The sequence below is a fragment of the Micromonospora sp. ABR4_055 genome (assembly GCF_056160425.1).
On sequence record NZ_JBSWXD010000001.1, the window covers coordinates 70,471 to 89,342 of the forward strand.

The window sequence follows — 18,872 nt, forward strand, 5'->3', positions numbered from 1 at the left end:
GCCTTACCGCACCGGTCCCGACCGCCTCCGTACCTCCGGCACACCTGTCCACCTCCGACACCCGCGCTGACCGGGTTCGTCGGTAGCGGCTCGCATAGAAGGGAAGGGCACATGCGGATCCTGCTGGTCAACATGCCGTGGTCATCGATCGATGTCCCGTCGCTGGCACTGGGCATCCTCACCAACAGCGTCCGCCAGAAGATGCCGGACGCCGAGGTCGAGGTGATGCACGCCAACCTCGACTTCGTCGACTGGGTGGTCGACCGACGTGAGTTCGGCCTCGGCGACTACTACTACTATTCGCTGTTCACCTACTTCTCCGGCTGCGGTGACTGGGTCTTCTCCTCCGCCCTCTACGACGACCCTGAATGGCGGGTCAGCGAGTTCACCCGCGTCGTCCAGGGCCAGATGTCCGAACGCGACCTGAGCCGCAACATGGACCTGCACCGGGCCGCGCCGGAGTTCATCGACGAGATCGCCGCCCGGATCGTCGACCGGGCACCAGACCTCGTCGGATTCACCTCGACGTTCCAGCAGAACACCGCAGCGCTGGCGACTGCCCGGGCGGTGAAGAAGCTCGACCCCCGGATCCGTACCGCGCTCGGTGGGGCGAACTGCGACGGCGAGCAGGGCGCGGCGCTGCACCGCAACTTCTCCTTCATCGACTTCGTGGTACGCGGCGAAGGCGAAGCCGCGTTCCCCCAGCTGCTCACCGCGCTGGCGGCCGCACCGGCGGACAGCCCTGCCGACTTCTCCAGCATCGAGGGCCTGTGCTGGGCCACCCCGGACGGCCGACACGTGGCCAACCCGATGAGCACCGCACCGCTGCCGCCGGCTGAGATCGTCAGCCCGGACTACACCGGCTACTTCGAGCGGCTGGCCCGCTCCAAGGCGAACAACTGGGTCGAGCCCCGGCTGGTGGTGGAAGGCGCCCGCGGCTGCTGGTGGGGCGAGAAGCACCACTGCACCTTCTGCGGGCTCAACGGCTCGTTCATGCAGTTCCGCAGCAAGCATCCCGGCCGGTTCTACGACGAGATCATCGGGCTGGTCGAGCGCCACCAGGTGCTGGACATGTTCGTCGTCGACAACATCCTCGACATGAGCTACGTCAACTCGCTGCTGCCCCGGCTGGCCGAATCCGACTACGACCTGCGGCTGCAGTACGAGATCAAGTCGAACATGCGCGGCCCGCAGGTGCAGGCCCTGGCCGACGCCGGCCTGGTCAGCGTCCAGCCAGGCATCGAGAACCTGAACAGCAGGGTGCTGAAGATCATGGACAAGGGGGTGACCGGCTGCCTCAACGTGCGGATGCTGCGCGACGCGGAGACCAGCGGCATCACCATCGCCTGGAACTACCTGTACGGCTTCCCCGGCGAGACCGACGCCGACTACCAGTCGATCATCGACCAGATGCCGGCCCTGCACCACCTCTGCCCACCCGACGGCAGCACCCGGATCGCCATCGAACGGTTCAGCCCGTACTTCGTCAAGCCGGAACTCGGCTTCACCGACCTGCGGCCGGCCGCCCAGTACCGGCTCATCTACGACCTGCCCGAGTCGGAGCTGATGGACCTGGCGTACATTTTCGACACCCCGACCCAGGGCATCGACGAGGATCTCGCCGAGACGCTCGACCGGGCCGTCACCGGCTGGCAGCACGAGTATGCCCGCAGCCGGTTGACCCACCACGACCTCGGCACCGAGATCGTGCTGGTCAGCGAACGGCGGCAGTTCGACTGGCACGTGCTGCGGTTGACGGATCCGACCGAGGTCGCCGCCTTCCGGCAGCTGGACCAGCCGCACAGCGTCGCCTCACTGGCCCGGCGGATCTCCGCGTCGGAGGAGGAGGTGGCCACGCTGCTCGCCCGCTGGAGCGACCTCGGCCTGCTGTTCAGCGACGCCGACCAGTTCATTCAGATCGCACCGCAGGCGATGAACCAGGACCTACTCCGCATCGACCACCTGCACCAGGAGCGGGCCGCCGCGCAGGCGGAAGCCGCGTCAACGGATCCGGCCACGTCCGCCGGGCACCCCACGCCCGAGCCCGCGCTCACCGCCGTCTGACAGGAGCACCGCGTTGATCAGCACCGACATCGAGGCACCGCCGACCGGGCCGGTCGTGGTCCGACTGCACCGGGACCACGATCCGGCGGTCGCCGACATTCCCGGCATCGACCTGGGCGCGGCCGAGTTCACCGGGTCCGCCGCCGACACCGTCGGGGACTGGCTGGACCGGGGGGTACGCAAGGTGGCGCTGCCCGGCACCGTCGACCTCACCGCTGCCGACTCGGTGACGGCGGCCGACGCGGTCCGCCGGCTCGTCCTGGTCCGCGAGTTGACCAGTTACGCCATCGAGGTGGACTGGTCGATCCGGCTGCCGGGCGGCGACGGCGACCTGTGGCGGGTGTACGGGCATCTGCGTCCGCCGGCGACGGTCGAGATCGTCGGCGCAGCGGGTGCCACTGGCGCAGCCGGCTCCGTTGACGCCGCCGGCTCCGCCGGCGCCGAGCCTGATGCCGAATCCGACCCGGGTACGGTGGCCGCTGCCGCCTGGCGGGACGCCTTCTACTTCGACAAGTGCACCTACCGGCGGGGCCCCGGCTTCGTCCAGGTCCGGGACCGGCGGGCCGGTCGGCTCAACCTGCTGACCATCGACGACCCGGCGTACCTGGCGGTGCTGGAGCAGCTGCTCGACGGTGCCGGGATGACCACTGTCGACCTGGCCATCGCCCGCGAGTTCGGCGAGGAGGGTCTGGTCACGAAGGTGGGCGACCAACTGGTCTGGTTGCCGCACCGGCTGCGCCGCTGGCCGCTGCCGTCGATGGTGGTGTGACCTCGTCGCCCATCGCCTCCGCCGGGACGCCGGTCCAGCGGGAGTACGCGCTGTCCACGAAGTACGCCTCGCCCGGATCCCAGGTGTGCCCGGTGGGCCGCCGATGGTAGAGGTAGCCGAGCGGATGGGTTCGGTAGATGGTGGCGCCCTCCGCCCGGAGCCGCTCGATCAGCCCGAGGTCGACCGAGCGGGGCACCGGGCGCCAGCCGCCGACGGCCTCCAGATCGCTCTTGGCGAGCAGCATCGTGCCACCGGCGACCACTCCGCCGTACGCCTCCGGGATGCCGGACCGTCGGCGCAGGGTGACGCCCTGATCGTCCAGGTGGACGAACTCGGCTCCCTTGCCGACCAGGGTGGCCCCGGAGTAGTGCCGGGCCAGCACCAGGTCCCAGACGTGTTCGACGCCGTAGCTGTCGTCGTCGTCGAACTTGGTGATCAGTGTGCCGCGGGCGCGCCGGGTGGCCGCTGCGAGCCCGGCGCCGAAGTCGACCGACTCCGGCAGGTGCAGCACCTCGAACGGGCGGCCCGCGTCGGACAACGCCCGGCGGGCCGACTCCGGCAACTCGATGCCGTGCAGTCCCAGGATGATCTCAATCTCCGGATAGGTCTGCGCGATGATCGCGGCCAGCGCGGTGGTGACCAGCTCCGGCCGCCGGGTGATCAGGACCGCGCTGACCGATGGCGGCCGACCGAGTGCCGGCAGCCCGCCGTCGGCGAGGCCGGGCAGCCGCAGTCCTGCGGCGTGGCCGCGCATCGCGGCCCGGCGCTGCCGTACGCTGCGCGCCTCGACGGTCAACGACCCGTCCGGCCCGGCTGACCCGTCCGGCCCGGCTGATCCGTCCGGCTGTCCGGTGACGAGCACGCGTAACTGCGGGTCGAGCAGGTCGGCCACGGCGGGCGGCAGGACCGGGGCGTGCACGAGCACCCCGGTCGCGGCGAGCTGCACCAGCAGCCCGGCGGTCTGCTCGGGATGTTCACCGGGCACCAGCCGACAGTGCACCGCGCGGACCCGCCGCAGCGCGGCCAGCGCCGCCGCGTCCAGCCCGGGGCCGGTCAGTGACCCGTACCGGGACGATCCACTGACCGGTCCGCGGAACCTGCTGGCCCCGGACCGGTCGGCGCGGGCGAACTCGAGGGAGATCTCTGCCGCCTCCGGCCGGTACGCGGCAGCCAGCCGGCCACGCGGGTTGATCCGTTCGGCGTCGATCAGCACGAGCCGCTCGCCAGCGGGTGTCGTGACCGCGTGCCCGGTGCCGGCCAACCGGACACCGTACGCCGCACCGCGCTCGCCCTGCGGGCCGGTGGTGTCGTGGCCGGGATCTGGCGGGCCGGTGGTGTCGTGGTCAGAATCTCGCGGGCCGGCGGCGTCCCGGTTGTCCAGCACCAGGTCGTGGGCGCGAATCTCGTCGCGCTCCGGCAGCGGTCCGGCGGTCAGCACGGTCGCCCCCGCCGGCAGGTACGCCGGCGGGGCACCGAGGGCGGTGACGTCGGCGGTGCCCGGGGACGGCATCGTCCGGGACCCGTCCAACGCGCGCAGCGCCGCCCGTACCGCCGACCGCAGCGGCACCGGGGCGGCGAGCGCCATCCGGACGGTGGCCGCGCCCCGGCGCAGCCTGGGCAGCCCGACCCGGTGCCGACGCAGCTGCGGCAACGTGCCGACATTGCCGGACCAGCCGAGCCCGGGGTACCGCCACCAGACGACGACCACGGTGGCGGCGCGTACCGGCTGACCGGCAGCTGGGTGGTGGGGCAGGTCGCGTAGCCGGTCCACGGTGCCGGCGATCACCAACGCGCGCCGGATGCCGGGTAGCCGCAGCACCCGCAACCCCACGGCGCGGCCGAGCCGTTCGGCGGGGTGGGGTGCCGGTAGTCCGGTGAGGCGCCAGGTGATCCGGCTGCCGGCCGGCGCGGAGGCGTCGGAGCCGGCGTCTCGCCTCACCTGATCGCCCCCTCCTCGGCTTCGTCGTCGACCGCACCGCCCCGGGCGGGTACGGTGCCCGGCAGCGCCGCCGCTGCTGGCGGTGTCCGACCGGCGGTTGCCGGCCGCTCACCGGCTCCAGCAGCTCCGCTGGCCCCGCTGACCCCGGTGGCTCCGCTGGCCCGGCCGGGCAACCGTTTGCGCAGTGACCAGACGGCCATCAACGTCTGATAGAGAGAATAGGCGTTCGCCGCGACGAGGCGGTGCTTGACCGTCTCGCTGCCGTTGCCCGGCACCTGGTACCCGCCGACCGGCCGATGCCGGTGGTAGAGCTCGTAGGTGCGCCGGAAGTAGCGCCGCCGGTGGGACCTGGGCACCCGGTGCGGGTGCCCGAGCACCTGAAGGCAGTGCCAGATCATCCGACCGAAGATCAACGGGCGCAGGGCGGCGGCCCGGCCCGGGTGGGCGTCAAGGTAGGTGAAGACCCGCTGCCACTGGTCGAAGACCTCGAAGTGCCGGTCGCTGACCGTCCGGGTGATCGCGCCGTCGTGATGCTGCCGGTACGCGTAGCAGTCGCGATCCAGCACGGCGATCCGGTCCACGGCGACCAGCAGCGGGATCACGAACGAGACGTCTTCGTACCAGCCGGACTGGAAGGTGATCCCGGTGTCGACCAGCCGGTCCCGCTTGATGATCTTGTTGCAGGCGATCCACAGCACGTCGAGCAGCCCTGGCTCGTCGGCGAAGCGGAACACCTCCGGAAGTTGGCGGCCCGGGGCGATGCCGGTGACCGGATGTTCCTCCGCCCGGCCGTCGGGATGGACCCGGGAGTACCCGGTGATCAACAAGTCCGGGTCGGTGTGCTCGAGCCGGTCGGCGACCGCGGCCAGCGAGCCGTCCGGCAACCAGTCGTCGCTGTCCACACACCATACGTAGCGACCGCTGGCATGGGCGATACCCGCGTTGCGGGCGGCACCCAGCCCGCCGTTGCGGTCCAGGCTGACCACGGTGATCCCGGGGTGTTGCTGTGCGTAGCTGGCCAGAATGGCGCTGGACCCGTCGTCGGAGGCGTCGTCCACCGCCACGATCTCCACGTCCGCACGATGCTGCGCCAGGACCGAGTCGAGGCATGCTGCGAGGTACTTCTCGACCCGGAACACCGGGATGATCAAGCTCAGCAGTGCCATCGGTGCAGCGCGCCTTCCACGTATGTCGGTGCGTCGGTCCGGCGGCGGGGGTCAACCGTCGGTCCGACATCGTCCGTCGGGTAGGGGAAGGGGGCCCTGGCAAAAGGCTAACAGCTGGTGACCAGCTGGCGAACGCCTGGGACTTTCCCGCCCGTGTCACCGATCGTCGCCCACCCGACGTCTATGTCAGCAGGGGTCGGACACCGGCAGGTCCACACCGGGGAGGGTGCCCAGGCATGGGAGTGCAGTGTGTACGGCGCGGCTGAGATCAGCCTGCCCGGGCATGTGGTGGGCAAGCCGCGACCCGCCGTCGACCAGGCGGTCTCCGCGTCCACGGCCCCGGACGGGTCGAGGGCGGCGGACCGCGCCCCGTCCGGGGCCGTGGACGCGGAATTCGTCGCGTTCGCCTCGGCGGCTGCGCCACGGTTGCGCCGCACCGCCTACCTGATGTGCCGCGACTGGCATCTGGCCCAGGACTTCACCCAGACGGCACTGGCCAAGATGTACACCGCGTGGCGGCGGGTGTCCCGGTTCGACAACCTGGAGGCGTACAGCCGCAAGGTGCTGCTACGGGTGGTGCTCGACCACCGCCGCCGGCTCAGCGCGCGGGAGCTGCCGATCGCCGGCCCCCGCGAGGACGGTGATCCGGCCCGGTCCGCCCGGCCCGAGCTGCGGGTCACCATGATCGACGCGCTCGGCTGTCTGCCGCCCCGCGACCGGGCGATCGTGGTGCTGCGCTACTGGGAGGACCAGAGCGTCGAGACCGTTGCCGAGACGCTCGGCGTCTCGGTGTCGGTGGTCAAGACCCAGAGCCGGCGTTCCCTGGCCCGGCTGCGGGAACTGCTCGGCGACAGCCGCGCCGACCTGCTGGCCGAGGACTCCTGATCAGCGGGCGGCAGCCGGCGTCCACGGGGGCAGGCAGCGTCAGCGGGCGGCCAGCCGGCGCAGCCGTTGGCGGCCCTGGCGGGCTACCCGAACCCCGCGCCGCGCCGCGCGTCCGGCCTGGTAGCGGGCCATCCGACTCCACCTTGCCGGCGTCGCGGCGGCGGTGACCAGCGGGTCCGAGACCACCAGACGCAGCCCGCGGCGGCCGGGTGCGACCCACACGGCACGGCCCCGGGCGGTCAGTGTCGCCCGGGTGCCGGGCGCGCCCGGTGCCGGCGGGAGTACCAGTTCGGCACCGTCGTCGCGGGCGACGACCCGCAGCGCGTACCGGCCGCGGGGCAGCGTGGCCAGCGGTACGTCGACCCGCCAACGGAGCCGGCCGCCGCTGCCGTCAGCCACGGTCAGCGGCAGCCGCAACCGGGTGTCGCCGATCTCCAGCACCAGGTCGTCCCGCTGGTCACCGGGCGCGCCGCCGGGGCCGGGCAGGCCGCACCAGCCGGTGAGCCGGACCACCTCGTCGCCGGCCGGGTCGCCACGGCGGACGCTGTGCACGCCGACGGTCGGCGCGGGTAGCCGCAGCAGGTCCCGGTAGCGGTCCCAGCGCGGATGGTCGAGGTAGAGCTGCCCGCCGCGCAGCCGGACCGGGCCGTCGTGCCGGGGCTGGCGTACTCCGTCCGGGTCCTGCTCGTAGAGGGCCACCGCGCGCAGCCCGGCGTGCGGGCTCCGGCTGAACTCGGCGGCGACCGGCACCGGTACGTCGGCCAGCAGCGCCGCCATCCGGCGGGTGAAATCGGCCAGCTGCCCGTCGTCGAGGACGTCGGCGGCCCGCCCGGCGTAGTGCAGTTGCATGTACGCGACCCACCGTCGGATCGCCCCGGCCACCTCGGGTGCGACGTCGGAGCTGCCGGTGACCAGCCGTTCGATGATGTTCAGATGCTGCATGATCTTCGCCGGTCGGAACCGGCCTTCCATGATTGACGAGCCGTTGCCGCGCTGTCGGTAGAGGTAGACCAGTCGTGGGCTGAGCGCGGTCAGCGAGGAGCGGACCAGCAGCGGCACGGTGAACAGGACATCCTCGAACGCGCTGCCCTCGGTGAACTCGGCCCCGACCTGGTCGACCAGGTCGCGGGCGAACACCTTGTTGCAGGCCGACGGGTTGCCGATCAGCAGCGGTGCCTCGGCGACGGACCCGATGGTGCGGGCCGGTCCGACGATCTCCGCCCGCCAGGGCGGGCTGGGCCGGGGCGGGAAGCCGTGCATGTCGCCGACCGCCACCTGCGCCCCGGCCCGCTCGGCGAGGTCGACCAGGTGGTCCAGCCCGCCGTCGGGGTAGAGGTCGTCGGAGTCGAGGAAACCCAGGTAGTTGCCGGTCGCCAGGCGTACCCCATGGTTGCGAGCGGCACCGAGACCGGCGTTGTCCTGCCGGACGTAGCGGACCCCCGGCGCCCGCCGGGCGTAGTCGCGGGCGATCTCGCTCGACGAGTCGGTGGAGCCGTCGTCGATGACGACGACCTCGATCTCGGTCCGCCGTGGCTGGCGGTCGATCGACGCCAGAGCCGCGCCGAGCCAGGCCTCGGTGTTGTAGACGGGTACGACGACGCTCGCCCTCGGGGCAGCCACGATCACCTCTCGGCGGGTTGTCCGGCGGTGCCGCGCCGCTCCCGGCGGCGGGCCGGGCACGCGGTGGCGGCGGCGGTCAATCTACCGCGCCCGGGTGGCCGGTGCCCCTCGGCACGGCTCGCCGGCCGCCGGGTGCATGATGGCGGACGTGCTGGGGAAACTGCAGACCGAACCGGTCCGGAGCCGACTCGACCTGGTGGCCGCGCCGGTGGCCGCCGCCGTCGAGCAGTGGTCGGCCGAGGTGCCGGTCGACGTGGACGATGTGGCGGTGGCGTCGATCGACCCCGAACTCGCCGACACGGCCGCCTTCTGCGCCGCGTACGGGGTGGCGCTCGACGAGTCGGCCAACTGCGTGGTGATCGCCGGCAAGCGGGGCGGTGTCGTCCGGTACGCCGCCTGCATGGTGCTGGCCACCACCCGGGCGGACGTCAACGGGACGGTCCGCCGGCTGCTCGACGCGCGTAAGGCGAGCTTCGCCCCGATGGCCGACGCGGTGCAGAGGACCGGGATGGAGTACGGCGGGATCACCCCGATCGGGCTGCCGCCGGAGTGGCCGATCCTGGTCGACGCGCGGGTGGTGGCGGTGCCGCACGTGGTGATCGGTTCCGGGGTGCGGGGCAGCAAGATCGTGGTTCCCGGTCCGGCGCTGGGGGTACTGCCCAACGCACGGGTCGTCGACGGGCTGGCGGCCCCAGCCGGCACCTGACCGGCTCCGCCGGGGGTGAGCTCCGGTGCCGCTCCGCCGGGGGTGAGCTCCGGTACCGCTCCGCCGGGGGTGAGCCCTCGGCGTCGGTGACGGTACGGTGATCGGCGGGCGTCGGCGTCGGGTCAGCGTGGACACCGGTGAATCAGTCGACGGCATTCCGGTGACTGAACGGTCGTTCAATTCGGGTCGACACACGGTTAGGCTGGCCAGGTGACGGTAGATCAGCAGACGGCAGCGACGGACGGGGCCGAGCCGAGCGCGCCACGGCGACGCTCACGTCGCGACGAGATTCTTCAGATCGCGGTCGGGCTCTTCGCGGCCCGCGGCTACCACGGCGTGTCGATGGACGACATCGGCGCCGCCGCCGGGGTCACCGGTCCGGCTCTCTACCACCACTTCGCCGGCAAGGAGGCGATGCTCGCCGCCGCGCTCATCCCGGTCAGCGAGGAACTGCTCGAAGGCGGACGTGTCCGGGTCGCGGCGCGGCCCGGCGACGCCACCGCCGCGCTCGCCGCACTGATCGAGTTCCATGTCGAGTTCGCCCTGGCCAACCCTGCGGTCATCGCCCTGCACCTGCACGAGCTCGACCGGTTGCCGGAGGAGCCGCGCCGGCGGATCCGGCGGCTACAGCGGCTCTACGTCGAGGAGTGGGTGGCCGTGCTCACCGCGCTGCGCCACGACCTCGACGCGGCCGAGGCCCGGGTGCTGGCGCACGCCGCGTTCGGCCTGATGAACTCCACCCCCTTCCTCGGCGGCGAGGTCGACCGGGAACGGCGGGCCACGCTGCTGCGCGCCGCCACCCTCGCCGCCCTGCACGGCTGAGCAGCACACCGGGCACACCCCCGCGCCCGGCAGCGGGCGCCGCACCCCCGCGAGGAGAGGCATGATCGAGTCGTTGCTGGTGGCCAACCGGGGCGAGATCGCCCGGCGGATCATCCGTACCGCCCGACGGCTGGGCGTCCGGACCGTCGCCGTGCACTCCGAGGCCGACGCCGGCATGCCCTTCGTCACCGAGGCCGACCAGGCGATCTGTGTGGGGCCCGCGCAGCCGGCGCAGAGCTACCGCGACACCGGGGCGATCCTGGCCGCCGCCAAGAGCAGCGGCGCCCAGGCGATCCACCCCGGCTACGGGTTCCTGTCGGAGAACGCCGACTTCGCTCGCGCGGTCGCGTCCGCCGGCCTGATCTGGGTCGGGCCCGGTGGTGACGCCATCGAGGCGATGGGCGACAAGATCAACGCGCGGAACCTGATGTCCGCCGCCGGGGTTCCGGTGGCCGCCGGCACCACCGAGCCCGCCGAGACCGTCGACGCCGCACTCGACGCCGCCGCCACCATCGGCTACCCGGTGATGGTCAAAGCCGCCGCTGGCGGCGGCGGAATGGGCATGGGCGTCGCTGGCGACACCGCCGCGCTGCGTACCGAATTCGACAAGGTCCGGGCGTTCGCCGCGCGCATGTTCGGCGACGGGTCCGTGCTGATCGAGCGCTACTTCCCCCGGGTACGCCACGTGGAGGTGCAGATTCTCGGCTGGCGGGCGCCGGACGGCACCGACCGGGTCGTCGCCCTCGGTGAGCGGGAGTGCTCGGTGCAGCGGCGCAACCAGAAACTCGCCGAGGAGTCGCCGTCGCCGGCCGTGACCGACGAGATCCGGGCCGGGCTGCTCGCCGCCGCCGTACGGGCCGGGGAGGCGGTCGGCTACCGCAACGCCGGCACGGTGGAATGCTTGCTCGACCCGGCCACCGGCGAGTTCTTCTTCCTGGAGATGAACACCCGGCTGCAGGTCGAGCACCCGGTCACTGAGCTGGTCTACGGTGTGGACCTGGTCGAGGAGCAGCTGCGGGTGGCCGCCGGCCTGGAGCCGACGTTCGACCCGGCCACCCTCGCGCCGCGCGGGCACGCGATCGAGTTGCGGATCAACGCCGAGGACCCGAAACGCTTTCTGCCCGGACCGGGCGCGATCACCGCCTGGTCGGAGCCGACCGGCGACGGGGTCCGGGTCGATTCCGGGTACGCCGCCGGCACCACCGTGACGCCGTTCTACGACTCGCTGATGGCCAAGCTGATCGTCTCTGGCGCCGACCGGGCCGAGGCGATCGCCCGGGCCCGGGCCGCAGTCGCCGCCTTCGAGGTGGCCGGGCCAAAGTGCAACCTGCCGTTCTTCGCCGAGCTGCTGGACAACCCGGAGTTCGTCTCCGGTGACTACGACACCGGCATCGTCGGCCGGATGCGGTGAGGTCCGGTCCGACGCAGTCCGTCGCGTCGACGCGACGGTGACCTTCACCGGATCCCATTGAGTGGACGGCACGGGCGCGGGATGCTGGACGGATGGCAGCGACGCCCCTTCCCGAGTCCGTGTCGATCCGCGAGGTCGGGCCGCGTGACGGCCTGCAGAACGAGCAGCCGATCCCGACCGAGGGCAAGGTCCGCCTGCTGGACGCGCTGTCCGGCACCGGCGTACGCCGGATCGAGGCGGTCTCGTTCGTCCACCCGAAGGCGATCCCGCAGATGGCCGACGCCGACGAGGTGTGGCGGCGGGCCCGGCGGGCGCCCGGGGTGCGCTACTCGGCGCTGGTGCCGAACCTGCGCGGGGCCCGCCGGGCACTGGACGCCGGCTTCTCCGAGGTCGAAGTGGTGGTGTCGGCCAGCGACACGCACAACCGGCGCAACGTCAACCGGTCCACCGCCGAGTCGTTGGACGACATCGCCGCGCTGATTCCGCTGCTGCACGCCGCCGGGGCGCACGTCGAGGTGATCGTGGCGACGAGCTTCGGCTGCCCGTACGAAGGGGAGGTCGACCCGCAGCGGGTGGCCGGGATCGTCGACCGGGTGGTGGCCGACGGGGCGGACCGGGTGGCGTTCGGCGACACCACCGGGATGGCCACCCCGCGCCGGGTCCGCGAGCTGGTCACGGCGGTGCGCGACCGGCAGGCGGCCGTACCGGTGCTGCTGCACTTCCACGACACCCGGGGTACGGCGTTGGCGAACCTGCTGGCCGCGCTGGAGCTGGGGGTCACCGAGTTCGACGCCAGCGTCGGCGGCCTGGGCGGCTGCCCGTACGCGCCCGGGGCCAGCGGCAACGTGGCCACCGAGGAGGTGGTGCACATGTTGCACGACATGGGCGTCGAGACCGGGATCGACCTGGATGCCCTGCTGGCCGCCGCCGCGCTGGCCGAGGAGCTGGTCGGCAGGCAGCTTCCCTCCGGGGTGCTGCGTGCCGGCCCGCGTACCCGGCTCACCCCGACCAGCTGACCCGCTGGCGGGGGTCGCGAGGGTGACCGTCGTGCGGTAGCCTAACGATCGTTTAGTATGGGCTGGCGCGAGGGGGCGGCGTGACACTGGACGGTGAGGCGCTGGATCGGCTCGACAAGCGGATCCGGGCCGGCGGCGCGGAGAAGTACCATGCGGCGAACGCCGCCCGGGGCAAGCTGTTCGCCCGGGAACGGGTCGACCGGCTGGTCGACGCGGGCTCCTTCGTGGAGGACGGCCGGTACGCCAACGCCCTCGCCGACGGGCTGCCCGCCGACGGTGTGGTCACCGGCACCGCCACCATCGACGGTCGACAGGTCTGCCTGATGGCCAACGACTCCACGGTCAAGGCCGGCTCGTGGGGCGCCCGTACCGTAGAGAAGATCATCCGGATCATCGAGCGGGCGTACGACGCCGGCCTGCCGATGGTCTACCTGGTCGACTCCGCCGGGGCCCGGATCACCGATCAGGTCGACCTGTTCCCCGGCCGGCGCGGTGCCGGCAAGATCTTCTGGAACCAGGTCCGGGCCTCCGGGGCGATCCCGCAGGTCTGTGCCCTGTTCGGGCCGTCGGCCGCCGGCGGTGCCTACATTCCGGCGTTCTGCGACGTGGTGGCGATGGTCGAGGGCAACGCCAGCATGTACCTCGGCTCGGACCGGATGGTCGAGATGGTCACCGGTGAGAAGACCACGCTGGAGGCGATGGGCGGTGCCCGGGTGCACTGCGCCGAGTCCGGCGTCGGGCACTTCCTGTGCAAGACCGAGGACGACGCGCTCGATGTGGTCCGCCGCTACCTGTCCTACCTGCCGGGCAACTGGCAGCAGCCGCCACCGGCGACGGCGGCGGTCGAGCCGCCGGCCGGGGTCGACCTCGCCGCGCTGGTGCCGGCGAGCGAACGGCAGGCGTTCGACATGCGCCGGTTCGTCAAGGGACTGCTCGACGAGGGCAGCTTCCTGGAGATCCAGGCGTTGTGGGCCCGCGAGCTGACCGTCGGCTTCGGCCGGCTGGCCGGCCAGGTGGTCGGCGTGGTCGCCAACAACTCGATGTTCAAGGGCGGGGTGCTGTTCGTCGACTCCGCCGACAAGGCGACCAGGTTCGTGCAGCTGTGCGACGCGTTCAACGTACCGCTGCTGTTCCTGGCCGATGTGCCCGGCTTCATGGTCGGCAGCGCCGTGGAGAAGCAGGGCATCATCCGGCACGGCGCGAAGATGATCAGCGCGATCTCGGAGGCCACCGTACCGAAGATCTGCGTCGTGGTCCGCAAGGCCTACGGTGCCGGGCTGTACGCGATGGCCGGCCCCGGATTCGAGCCGGACGCCACCCTGGCCCTGCCCACCGCGAAAATCGCGGTGATGGGCGCGGAGGCTGCGGTCAACGCGGTCTACGCCAACAAGATCGCGGCGATCGACGATCCCGACGAGCGGGCCGGCTTCGTCGCCGCCCGCCGCGCCGAGTACGAGCGCGACATCGATCTGACCCGGCTCGCCAGCGAACTCGTCGTCGACGACATCGTCCGACCCGAACAGTTGCGCGCCGAACTGGTCCGACGGTACGCGGCGGCCACCGGCCGGGACCGGCACTTCTCCCACCGCAGGCACGGCGTCACTCCGGTCTAGCGGCACCGCAGGTGCGGCACCCGGTGCCAGTGACAGGCGACCGGGCTGCGAGTCCTCCAGAAAGGATCTGAGCATGGACTTCAGGCTGACCGACGAGCAGGAGGCGCTGCGGGAGAGCGTCCGCGAGTTCGCCCGCGAGGCGATCGCGCCGGTGATCGGTGACTACTACCAGCGGCATGCCTTCCCTTACGACATCGTCCGCCAGATGGGCAAGATGGGGCTGTTCGGGTTGCCGTTCCCGGAGGAGTACGGCGGGATGGGCGGCGACTACTTCGCGCTCTGTCTGGTGCTGGAGGAGCTGGCCCGGGTCGATTCCAGTGTGGCCATCACGCTGGAGGCAGCGGTCTCGCTCGGTGCGATGCCGATCTACCGGTTCGGCACCCCGGAGCAGCGCGAGCGGTGGCTGCCGGAGCTGGTCAGCGGGGCGGCGTTGGCCGGTTTCGGGTTGACCGAGCCGGGATTCGGCTCCGACGCCGGGGGGACCGCCACCCGGGCGGTGCGCGACGGCGACCATTGGGTGATCAACGGTTCGAAGGCGTTCATCACCAACTCGGGCACCGACATCACCTCGCTGGTGACGGTCACCGCGGTGACGGGGACCAGGCCGGACGGGTCAAAGGAACTGTCCACCTTCATCGTGCCGGCCGGGACGCCTGGGTTCACCGTCGCGCCGGGGTACTCCAAGGTCGGCTGGTGTGCCTCGGACACCCACGAGTTGACGTTCGACGATTGCCGGGTTCCGGCCGAAAATCTGCTGGGTGAGCGTGGTCGGGGGTTCGCGCAATTTCTCCGGATCCTCGACGAAGGGCGGATCGCGATCGCCGCCCTTGCGGTCGGCCTCGCGCAGGGCTGCGTCGACGAGTCCGTCCGGTACGCGGGTCAGCGCCGCGCATTCGGCCAGCTCATCGGCGGGTACCAGGCGATCCAATTCAAGATCGCGGACATGGAGGTACGGGCGCACACCGCCCGGCTGGCCTACTACGACGCGGCCGCCCGGATGCTCGCCGGTGACCAGTTCAAACGTCAGGCAGCGGTGGCGAAGCTGCACGCCAGCGAGTGCGCCGTGCAGAACGCCCGGGAGGCGACCCAGATCCACGGTGGGTACGGCTTCATGAACGAGTTCCCGGTCGCGCGATTCTGGCGCGACGCGAAGATTCTCGAGATCGGCGAGGGCACCTCGGAGATCCAGCGAATGATCATCGCTCGTGATCTTGGGCTGGCCGACGCTTGATGAGCTTGTAAGGGTGCCCCGGAGGGCACCGCACCTCACCGGTTGTGTCGGAAATCCGTTCCTTTCGGGTCGTCAGCCGGACGGAAAGCTGACCCGGGCACCCTGCAATGCGTACCCTCTCCTGCCATGAGTCCGGATCATGCTCCTGACCAGAGCAGGGTCGGGTTCGACGAACTACTCCGCAGCCGACGGCTGGCCGTCGGCCTGACCCAGGCGGAGCTCGCCGCGGTGGCCGGGGTCGGCGTGCGTACCGTCCGGGACCTGGAACGGGCCCGCACGGCCCGGCCGCAGCGGACCACGGTCGATCTGCTCGTCGCCGCGCTCGGCCTGACCGGAGAGGACCGGGCCGAGTTCCACGCGGCGGCGCGGGGCCGGCCGGCCGAGCCGCGTCCGACGATCCCGCGCCAGCTGACCCCGGCACTCGCCAGCGCAGCGTTCCCGGCCGGGCCGCGCAGCGAGGCTGCCGGCGACATCGAGACATTGGTCGGGCCCGGCCGTAGCCGGGGTGTCCCACTGCCCGGCGAACTGATCGGCCGCGACTGTGACGTGGCCGACCTGGCCGGCCTGCTGACTGCGGGACCCGGTGCCGGGGCAGGGCTGGTCAGCCTGGTCGGACTTGCCGGAGTCGGCAAGACCAGCCTGGCGCTCGCGGTCGCCGCCGAGGTGACCGACCGGTATCCGGGCGGCACCGGTGGCATCGTCGTCACCGAAGGCTCCACCGTCAGTGACGTACTGACCGCCACCGCTACCGTCTTCGGCGTCGGGCGGGTCAACGACCTGGCGGCCCGGCTAGCCGACGGCCCGGCACTGCTGCTGGTGGACGCGGTGGAACGGGCACCGGTGGCGATGGCCGACGCGCTGCACTGGCTGACCCGTACCGCTCCGTCGCTGCAGGTGGTGGCGACCGGCCGGCACCCGGTCGGACTCCCCGGTGAACGGGTCTGGCCGGTCACGCCGCTGGAGGTGCCGCCGGCCGACACCGAGGCCGATCTGGCCACGGTCGCCGGCTACCCGGCGGCGCGGCTCTTCCTGGCCCGGCTCCGGCAGGTACGCCGGGAACCGGTGCACCCCGGCGAGGTCGGCGCGCTGGTCGGGCTCGTCCGGCGGCTCGGCGGGCTGCCGCTGGCCATCGAGCTGGCCGCCGCCCGGGGGCGGGCGCTCGACCTGAACGAGATCTTCAACCGGTACGGCGACCGGCTGCTCGACCTGGCCGTGCCACCACCCAGCAGGGAAGCCGTGGCGGTGACTCTGCGCGACGCGGTCGCGGCCAGCTACGCGCTGCTCACCCCCGCCGAACGGCGTGGCGTACGTCGGCTCTCGGCGTTCCGCAACCGGTGGTCGGTCGAGCTGGCCGAGGGGATGCTCGCCGAGGATCCGGTCCAGCCGGATGTCGGCCAACTCGACATCGGCCAACTCGACATCGGCCAGCCCGACATCGGCCAGTCGGATCAGGACGGTCGGGTCGACGCGGTGCCGTTCCTCGACCGGCTCATGTCGTTGGGGCTGCTCGGTGCCCGGGGCGCGGGTCCGTACCGGTTCCGGCTGATCGACGTGGTGCGGGATCTGGCCACCGAGCGGGCCGCCGCACACGGCGAACTGTCGGCGATCCGGCGTCGGCACGCCGTGCTGTTCGCGCGGCTCGCCGAGCGGGCGGCGGTCGACCTGGCCGGGCCGAAGCTGGTCACCGTCGTCAGTCGGCTCGACGAGGTGGCCAGTGACCTGTGGGCCGCGCTCGCCCACTCGGCCAACGACGACCCGCACACCGCACTGCGCCTGGCCGCCGCACTGCCCCGGTGGTGGCGGTTCCGGGGACGCGACGTGGCCGGACGGCGCTGGCTGCGCCGGCTGCTCGACGACCCGCGGTCGGCCGACGCGGACCCGGCGATCCGGGCCTGGGCCCAGATCGGCGTGGCTCAGCTCGCGCTGGAGCACGACGCCGGCCCGCAGGAACTTCCGGCGGTCCGGTCGGCGCTGGTCACCTTCATCGAGCTCGGGGAGACGTCGGGTGAGCTGGCCGCGCGTACCGTGCTCAGCTCTGCCTGCCTGGCCGCCGGTCGGTTCGACGAGGCGCGGGCGCACTCCGAGGCGGTGCTTGCCCTGGCCGGCCGAATCGGCCGGATCCGGGAGATGACGCTCGCCCAGCACGCGTTGGCCCGGCACGAAATCCGATCGGGTGACCTGCGGGCCGCCCGGCGCCGGCTCGCGGCGGTCGACCGGCTCGCGGCCAGGTCCGGCGAGGACCGGTTGCGGCTGCTGGCCCGGGCCAACCTGGCCGAGGTGGCCAGGCTTGAGGGCCGGTACACGCGGGCAGCCGACCTGGGACGCCGGGTGTTGGCGGCGTTGACCGCCGTCGGTGATCCGAGTCACCGGCGGCAGGTGCTGGGCATCGTCGGGCTGGCGCTGGCCCAGGACGGCCGCCTCGCGGAAGCGGCCGACGCCCTGACCGAGCTCCGTGGCCAGGTGATGCCGGTGGAGGTGGTGGACCGGCCTGGTCACCCTGCCGACCAGGCCGGGCCGGGCGACGATCCCCGGTGCGCGTTGATCGAGGCGACTCTCGCGGCGCGGCGCGGGGAACGGGAGCTGGCGACGGAGTGGTACGCCGTGGCGGCCCGTTCGCTGGGCAACGGCCCAGAGCCGCGGGACGCGGTGGAGGCGATGGTGGAGCTGGTGGTGCACGCTGAGACGACGGCGTCGCGGGCTTCGGCCCGGGACCGGTTGGTGGCGGCCTGCCACAGTGCCGGGATCACCCTGCTGCCCCGGGAACGGGAGGCGGTGGGTCAGGGATGAATCAGGTCAGGACGCGGACGTGCGGCGGGGCCATCACTGGCCGCCCGCCGGACGTCGACACGCCCCCCGGGTTGGCGCGGAATCGCCCCCCGGCCTGGACCAGATGTCCTGGCCTTCGCGCCGCACCCCCCGTTACGTTCCCGGTCGCCAGTACGCTATCCGGCCCATCCGAGCTGTTTGCGGCTTTCAGAACTTTATGTCGTTGATCAAGGGTGCTTTCTGCCGGTCCTTCTGCCGGTGCCGGCGTCGGTCAACGGACCGGCGCGGTCACTTCGTCACTGCCGGCGGTTGCCTGCGGATGCACCGCGTCACGAAGGTGTCGGAGGGTGTCGAGTAGTGTCGCCAACTCCGCAGGCTCGAACTGGCCGGTGAACCACTTGTCGATCAGTTGCAGGTGGCCGGGGAGGGTGTCGTCGAGGCGTTGCTGTCCAGCCCGGGTGAGCACCGCGTACGAGCTGCGCCGGTCGGACGGGCAGGCGCGCCGGCAGACCAGCCCGTCGCGCACCATCCGGTCGACCACCCGGGTCGCGCCACTGGTGGACAGCGCAGCCTGAGCGGCCAGGTCGGTCATCCGCAGCTGGTGACCTGCGGAACGGCGCAGCCGCATCAGCACCTCGAACTCGACCGTCGACAGGCCGTGCTCCTCGAACTGCGCCGCGAAGCGGGCCGCGAGCCCGGTGTGGACTTCGAAGAGGAGGCCGATCGCGGTGATCCGGGGATCGTCGGCGAGGTTCTCGGTCACCAGGTCATCGTAGCAGTACTTGACATGGGGAATATTGCCTAGTCTATTGTTGCTGTCGCACATGTTCCCCCTTCAACCGAATGTCCCGCGAGAGGCAGTAG

14 protein-coding genes are annotated in these 18,872 nt (G+C 72.1%); 10 read left to right on the forward strand and 4 right to left on the reverse strand.

Going from position 1 to position 18,872, the window contains the following annotated elements; translation table 11 throughout:
• Positions 1-111 precede the first annotated feature (111 nt).
• Entirely contained in the window at positions 112-2,064 is a 1,953-nt protein-coding gene (locus ACXAHD_RS00280) for a RiPP maturation radical SAM C-methyltransferase (protein ID WP_281552381.1), read from the forward strand.
• Positions 2,065-2,077: 13 nt separating this feature from the next.
• Positions 2,078-2,833 carry a DUF5825 family protein gene (locus ACXAHD_RS00285; protein ID WP_475047496.1) on the forward strand — a complete coding sequence of 252 codons (756 nt, stop codon included), beginning with the start codon at positions 2,078-2,080 and terminating at the stop codon, positions 2,831-2,833.
• On the opposite strand, the gene ACXAHD_RS00290 is transcribed toward ACXAHD_RS00285, so the two are convergent.
• Together ACXAHD_RS00290 and ACXAHD_RS00295 are read right to left on the reverse strand one after the other, a co-directional pair.
• Positions 2,757-4,772 (reverse strand): glycosyltransferase, encoded by a 2,016-nt coding sequence (locus ACXAHD_RS00290; protein ID WP_289211763.1) that lies wholly within the window; start codon positions 4,770-4,772, stop codon positions 2,757-2,759. The genes ACXAHD_RS00285 and ACXAHD_RS00290 overlap by 77 nt on opposite strands.
• Positions 4,769-5,938, reverse strand: a complete 1,170-nt coding sequence (locus ACXAHD_RS00295) for a glycosyltransferase family 2 protein (RefSeq protein WP_289211764.1) — start codon at positions 5,936-5,938, stop codon at positions 4,769-4,771. Before ACXAHD_RS00295 ends, ACXAHD_RS00290 begins: the two co-directional genes overlap by 4 nt.
• A gap of 183 nt (positions 5,939-6,121) precedes the next feature.
• Between ACXAHD_RS00295 and ACXAHD_RS00300 the strand changes: the two genes are divergently transcribed.
• Positions 6,122-6,823, forward strand: a complete 702-nt coding sequence (locus ACXAHD_RS00300; protein ID WP_281552385.1) for a SigE family RNA polymerase sigma factor — start codon at positions 6,122-6,124, stop codon at positions 6,821-6,823.
• A 39-nt stretch (positions 6,824-6,862) separates the two neighbouring features.
• On the opposite strand, the gene ACXAHD_RS00305 is transcribed toward ACXAHD_RS00300, so the two are convergent.
• Positions 6,863-8,443 carry a glycosyltransferase family 2 protein gene (locus ACXAHD_RS00305; RefSeq protein ID WP_289211765.1) on the reverse strand — a complete coding sequence of 527 codons (1,581 nt, stop codon included), beginning with the start codon at positions 8,441-8,443 and terminating at the stop codon, positions 6,863-6,865.
• Between the two features lie 151 nt (positions 8,444-8,594).
• Here ACXAHD_RS00305 and ACXAHD_RS00310 point away from each other — a divergent pair, with 151 nt between their 5' ends.
• The 7 genes from ACXAHD_RS00310 to ACXAHD_RS00340 all read left to right on the forward strand — a co-directional run bounded on the left by ACXAHD_RS00310 (position 8,595) and on the right by ACXAHD_RS00340 (position 18,029).
• Positions 8,595-9,149, forward strand: coding sequence for a YbaK/EbsC family protein (locus ACXAHD_RS00310; RefSeq protein WP_281555772.1), 555 nt, complete (start codon positions 8,595-8,597; stop codon positions 9,147-9,149).
• Between the two features lie 210 nt (positions 9,150-9,359).
• The gene (locus tag ACXAHD_RS00315) at positions 9,360-9,971 is read left to right on the forward strand and encodes a TetR/AcrR family transcriptional regulator (protein WP_281552387.1); all 612 of its coding nucleotides are present in this window, start codon (positions 9,360-9,362) and stop codon (positions 9,969-9,971) included.
• A gap of 61 nt (positions 9,972-10,032) precedes the next feature.
• Positions 10,033-11,382, forward strand: coding sequence for an acetyl-CoA carboxylase biotin carboxylase subunit (locus ACXAHD_RS00320; RefSeq protein ID WP_289211766.1), 1,350 nt, complete (start codon positions 10,033-10,035; stop codon positions 11,380-11,382).
• Positions 11,383-11,474: 92 nt separating this feature from the next.
• Positions 11,475-12,398 carry a hydroxymethylglutaryl-CoA lyase gene (locus ACXAHD_RS00325; protein WP_289211767.1) on the forward strand — a complete coding sequence of 308 codons (924 nt, stop codon included), beginning with the start codon at positions 11,475-11,477 and terminating at the stop codon, positions 12,396-12,398.
• Between the two features lie 80 nt (positions 12,399-12,478).
• Entirely contained in the window at positions 12,479-14,011 is a 1,533-nt protein-coding gene (locus ACXAHD_RS00330; protein WP_281552390.1) for an acyl-CoA carboxylase subunit beta, read from the forward strand.
• 73 nt (positions 14,012-14,084) lie between these two features.
• On the forward strand, positions 14,085-15,242 hold the full coding sequence (locus ACXAHD_RS00335) for an acyl-CoA dehydrogenase family protein (protein ID WP_475047503.1): 1,158 nt from the start codon (positions 14,085-14,087) through the stop codon (positions 15,240-15,242).
• A gap of 126 nt (positions 15,243-15,368) precedes the next feature.
• Positions 15,369-18,029 (forward strand): ATP-binding protein, encoded by a 2,661-nt coding sequence (locus ACXAHD_RS00340; protein WP_475047505.1) that lies wholly within the window; start codon positions 15,369-15,371, stop codon positions 18,027-18,029.
• 250 nt (positions 18,030-18,279) lie between these two features.
• Here the strand turns inward: ACXAHD_RS00340 and ACXAHD_RS00345 are convergent, their stop codons facing one another.
• Positions 18,280-18,771, reverse strand: coding sequence for a MarR family winged helix-turn-helix transcriptional regulator (locus ACXAHD_RS00345; protein WP_281552393.1), 492 nt, complete (start codon positions 18,769-18,771; stop codon positions 18,280-18,282).
• Positions 18,772-18,872 lie beyond the last annotated feature (101 nt).

Bases quoted from the DNA above. Each gene is read 5' to 3' on its own strand.
- ACXAHD_RS00325 (WP_289211767.1), top strand. From the start codon at position 11,475: ATGGCAGCGACGCCCCTTCCCGAGTCCGTGTCGATCCGCGAGGTCGGG.
- ACXAHD_RS00295 (WP_289211764.1), bottom strand. From the start codon at position 5,938: ATGGCACTGCTGAGCTTGATCATCCCGGTGTTCCGGGTCGAGAAGTAC.
- ACXAHD_RS00280 (WP_281552381.1), top strand. From the start codon at position 112: ATGCGGATCCTGCTGGTCAACATGCCGTGGTCATCGATCGATGTCCCG.
- ACXAHD_RS00335 (WP_475047503.1), top strand. From the start codon at position 14,085: ATGGACTTCAGGCTGACCGACGAGCAGGAGGCGCTGCGGGAGAGCGTC.
- ACXAHD_RS00340 (WP_475047505.1), top strand. From the start codon at position 15,369: ATGAGTCCGGATCATGCTCCTGACCAGAGCAGGGTCGGGTTCGACGAA.
- ACXAHD_RS00320 (WP_289211766.1), top strand. From the start codon at position 10,033: ATGATCGAGTCGTTGCTGGTGGCCAACCGGGGCGAGATCGCCCGGCGG.
- ACXAHD_RS00300 (WP_281552385.1), top strand. From the start codon at position 6,122: ATGTCAGCAGGGGTCGGACACCGGCAGGTCCACACCGGGGAGGGTGCC.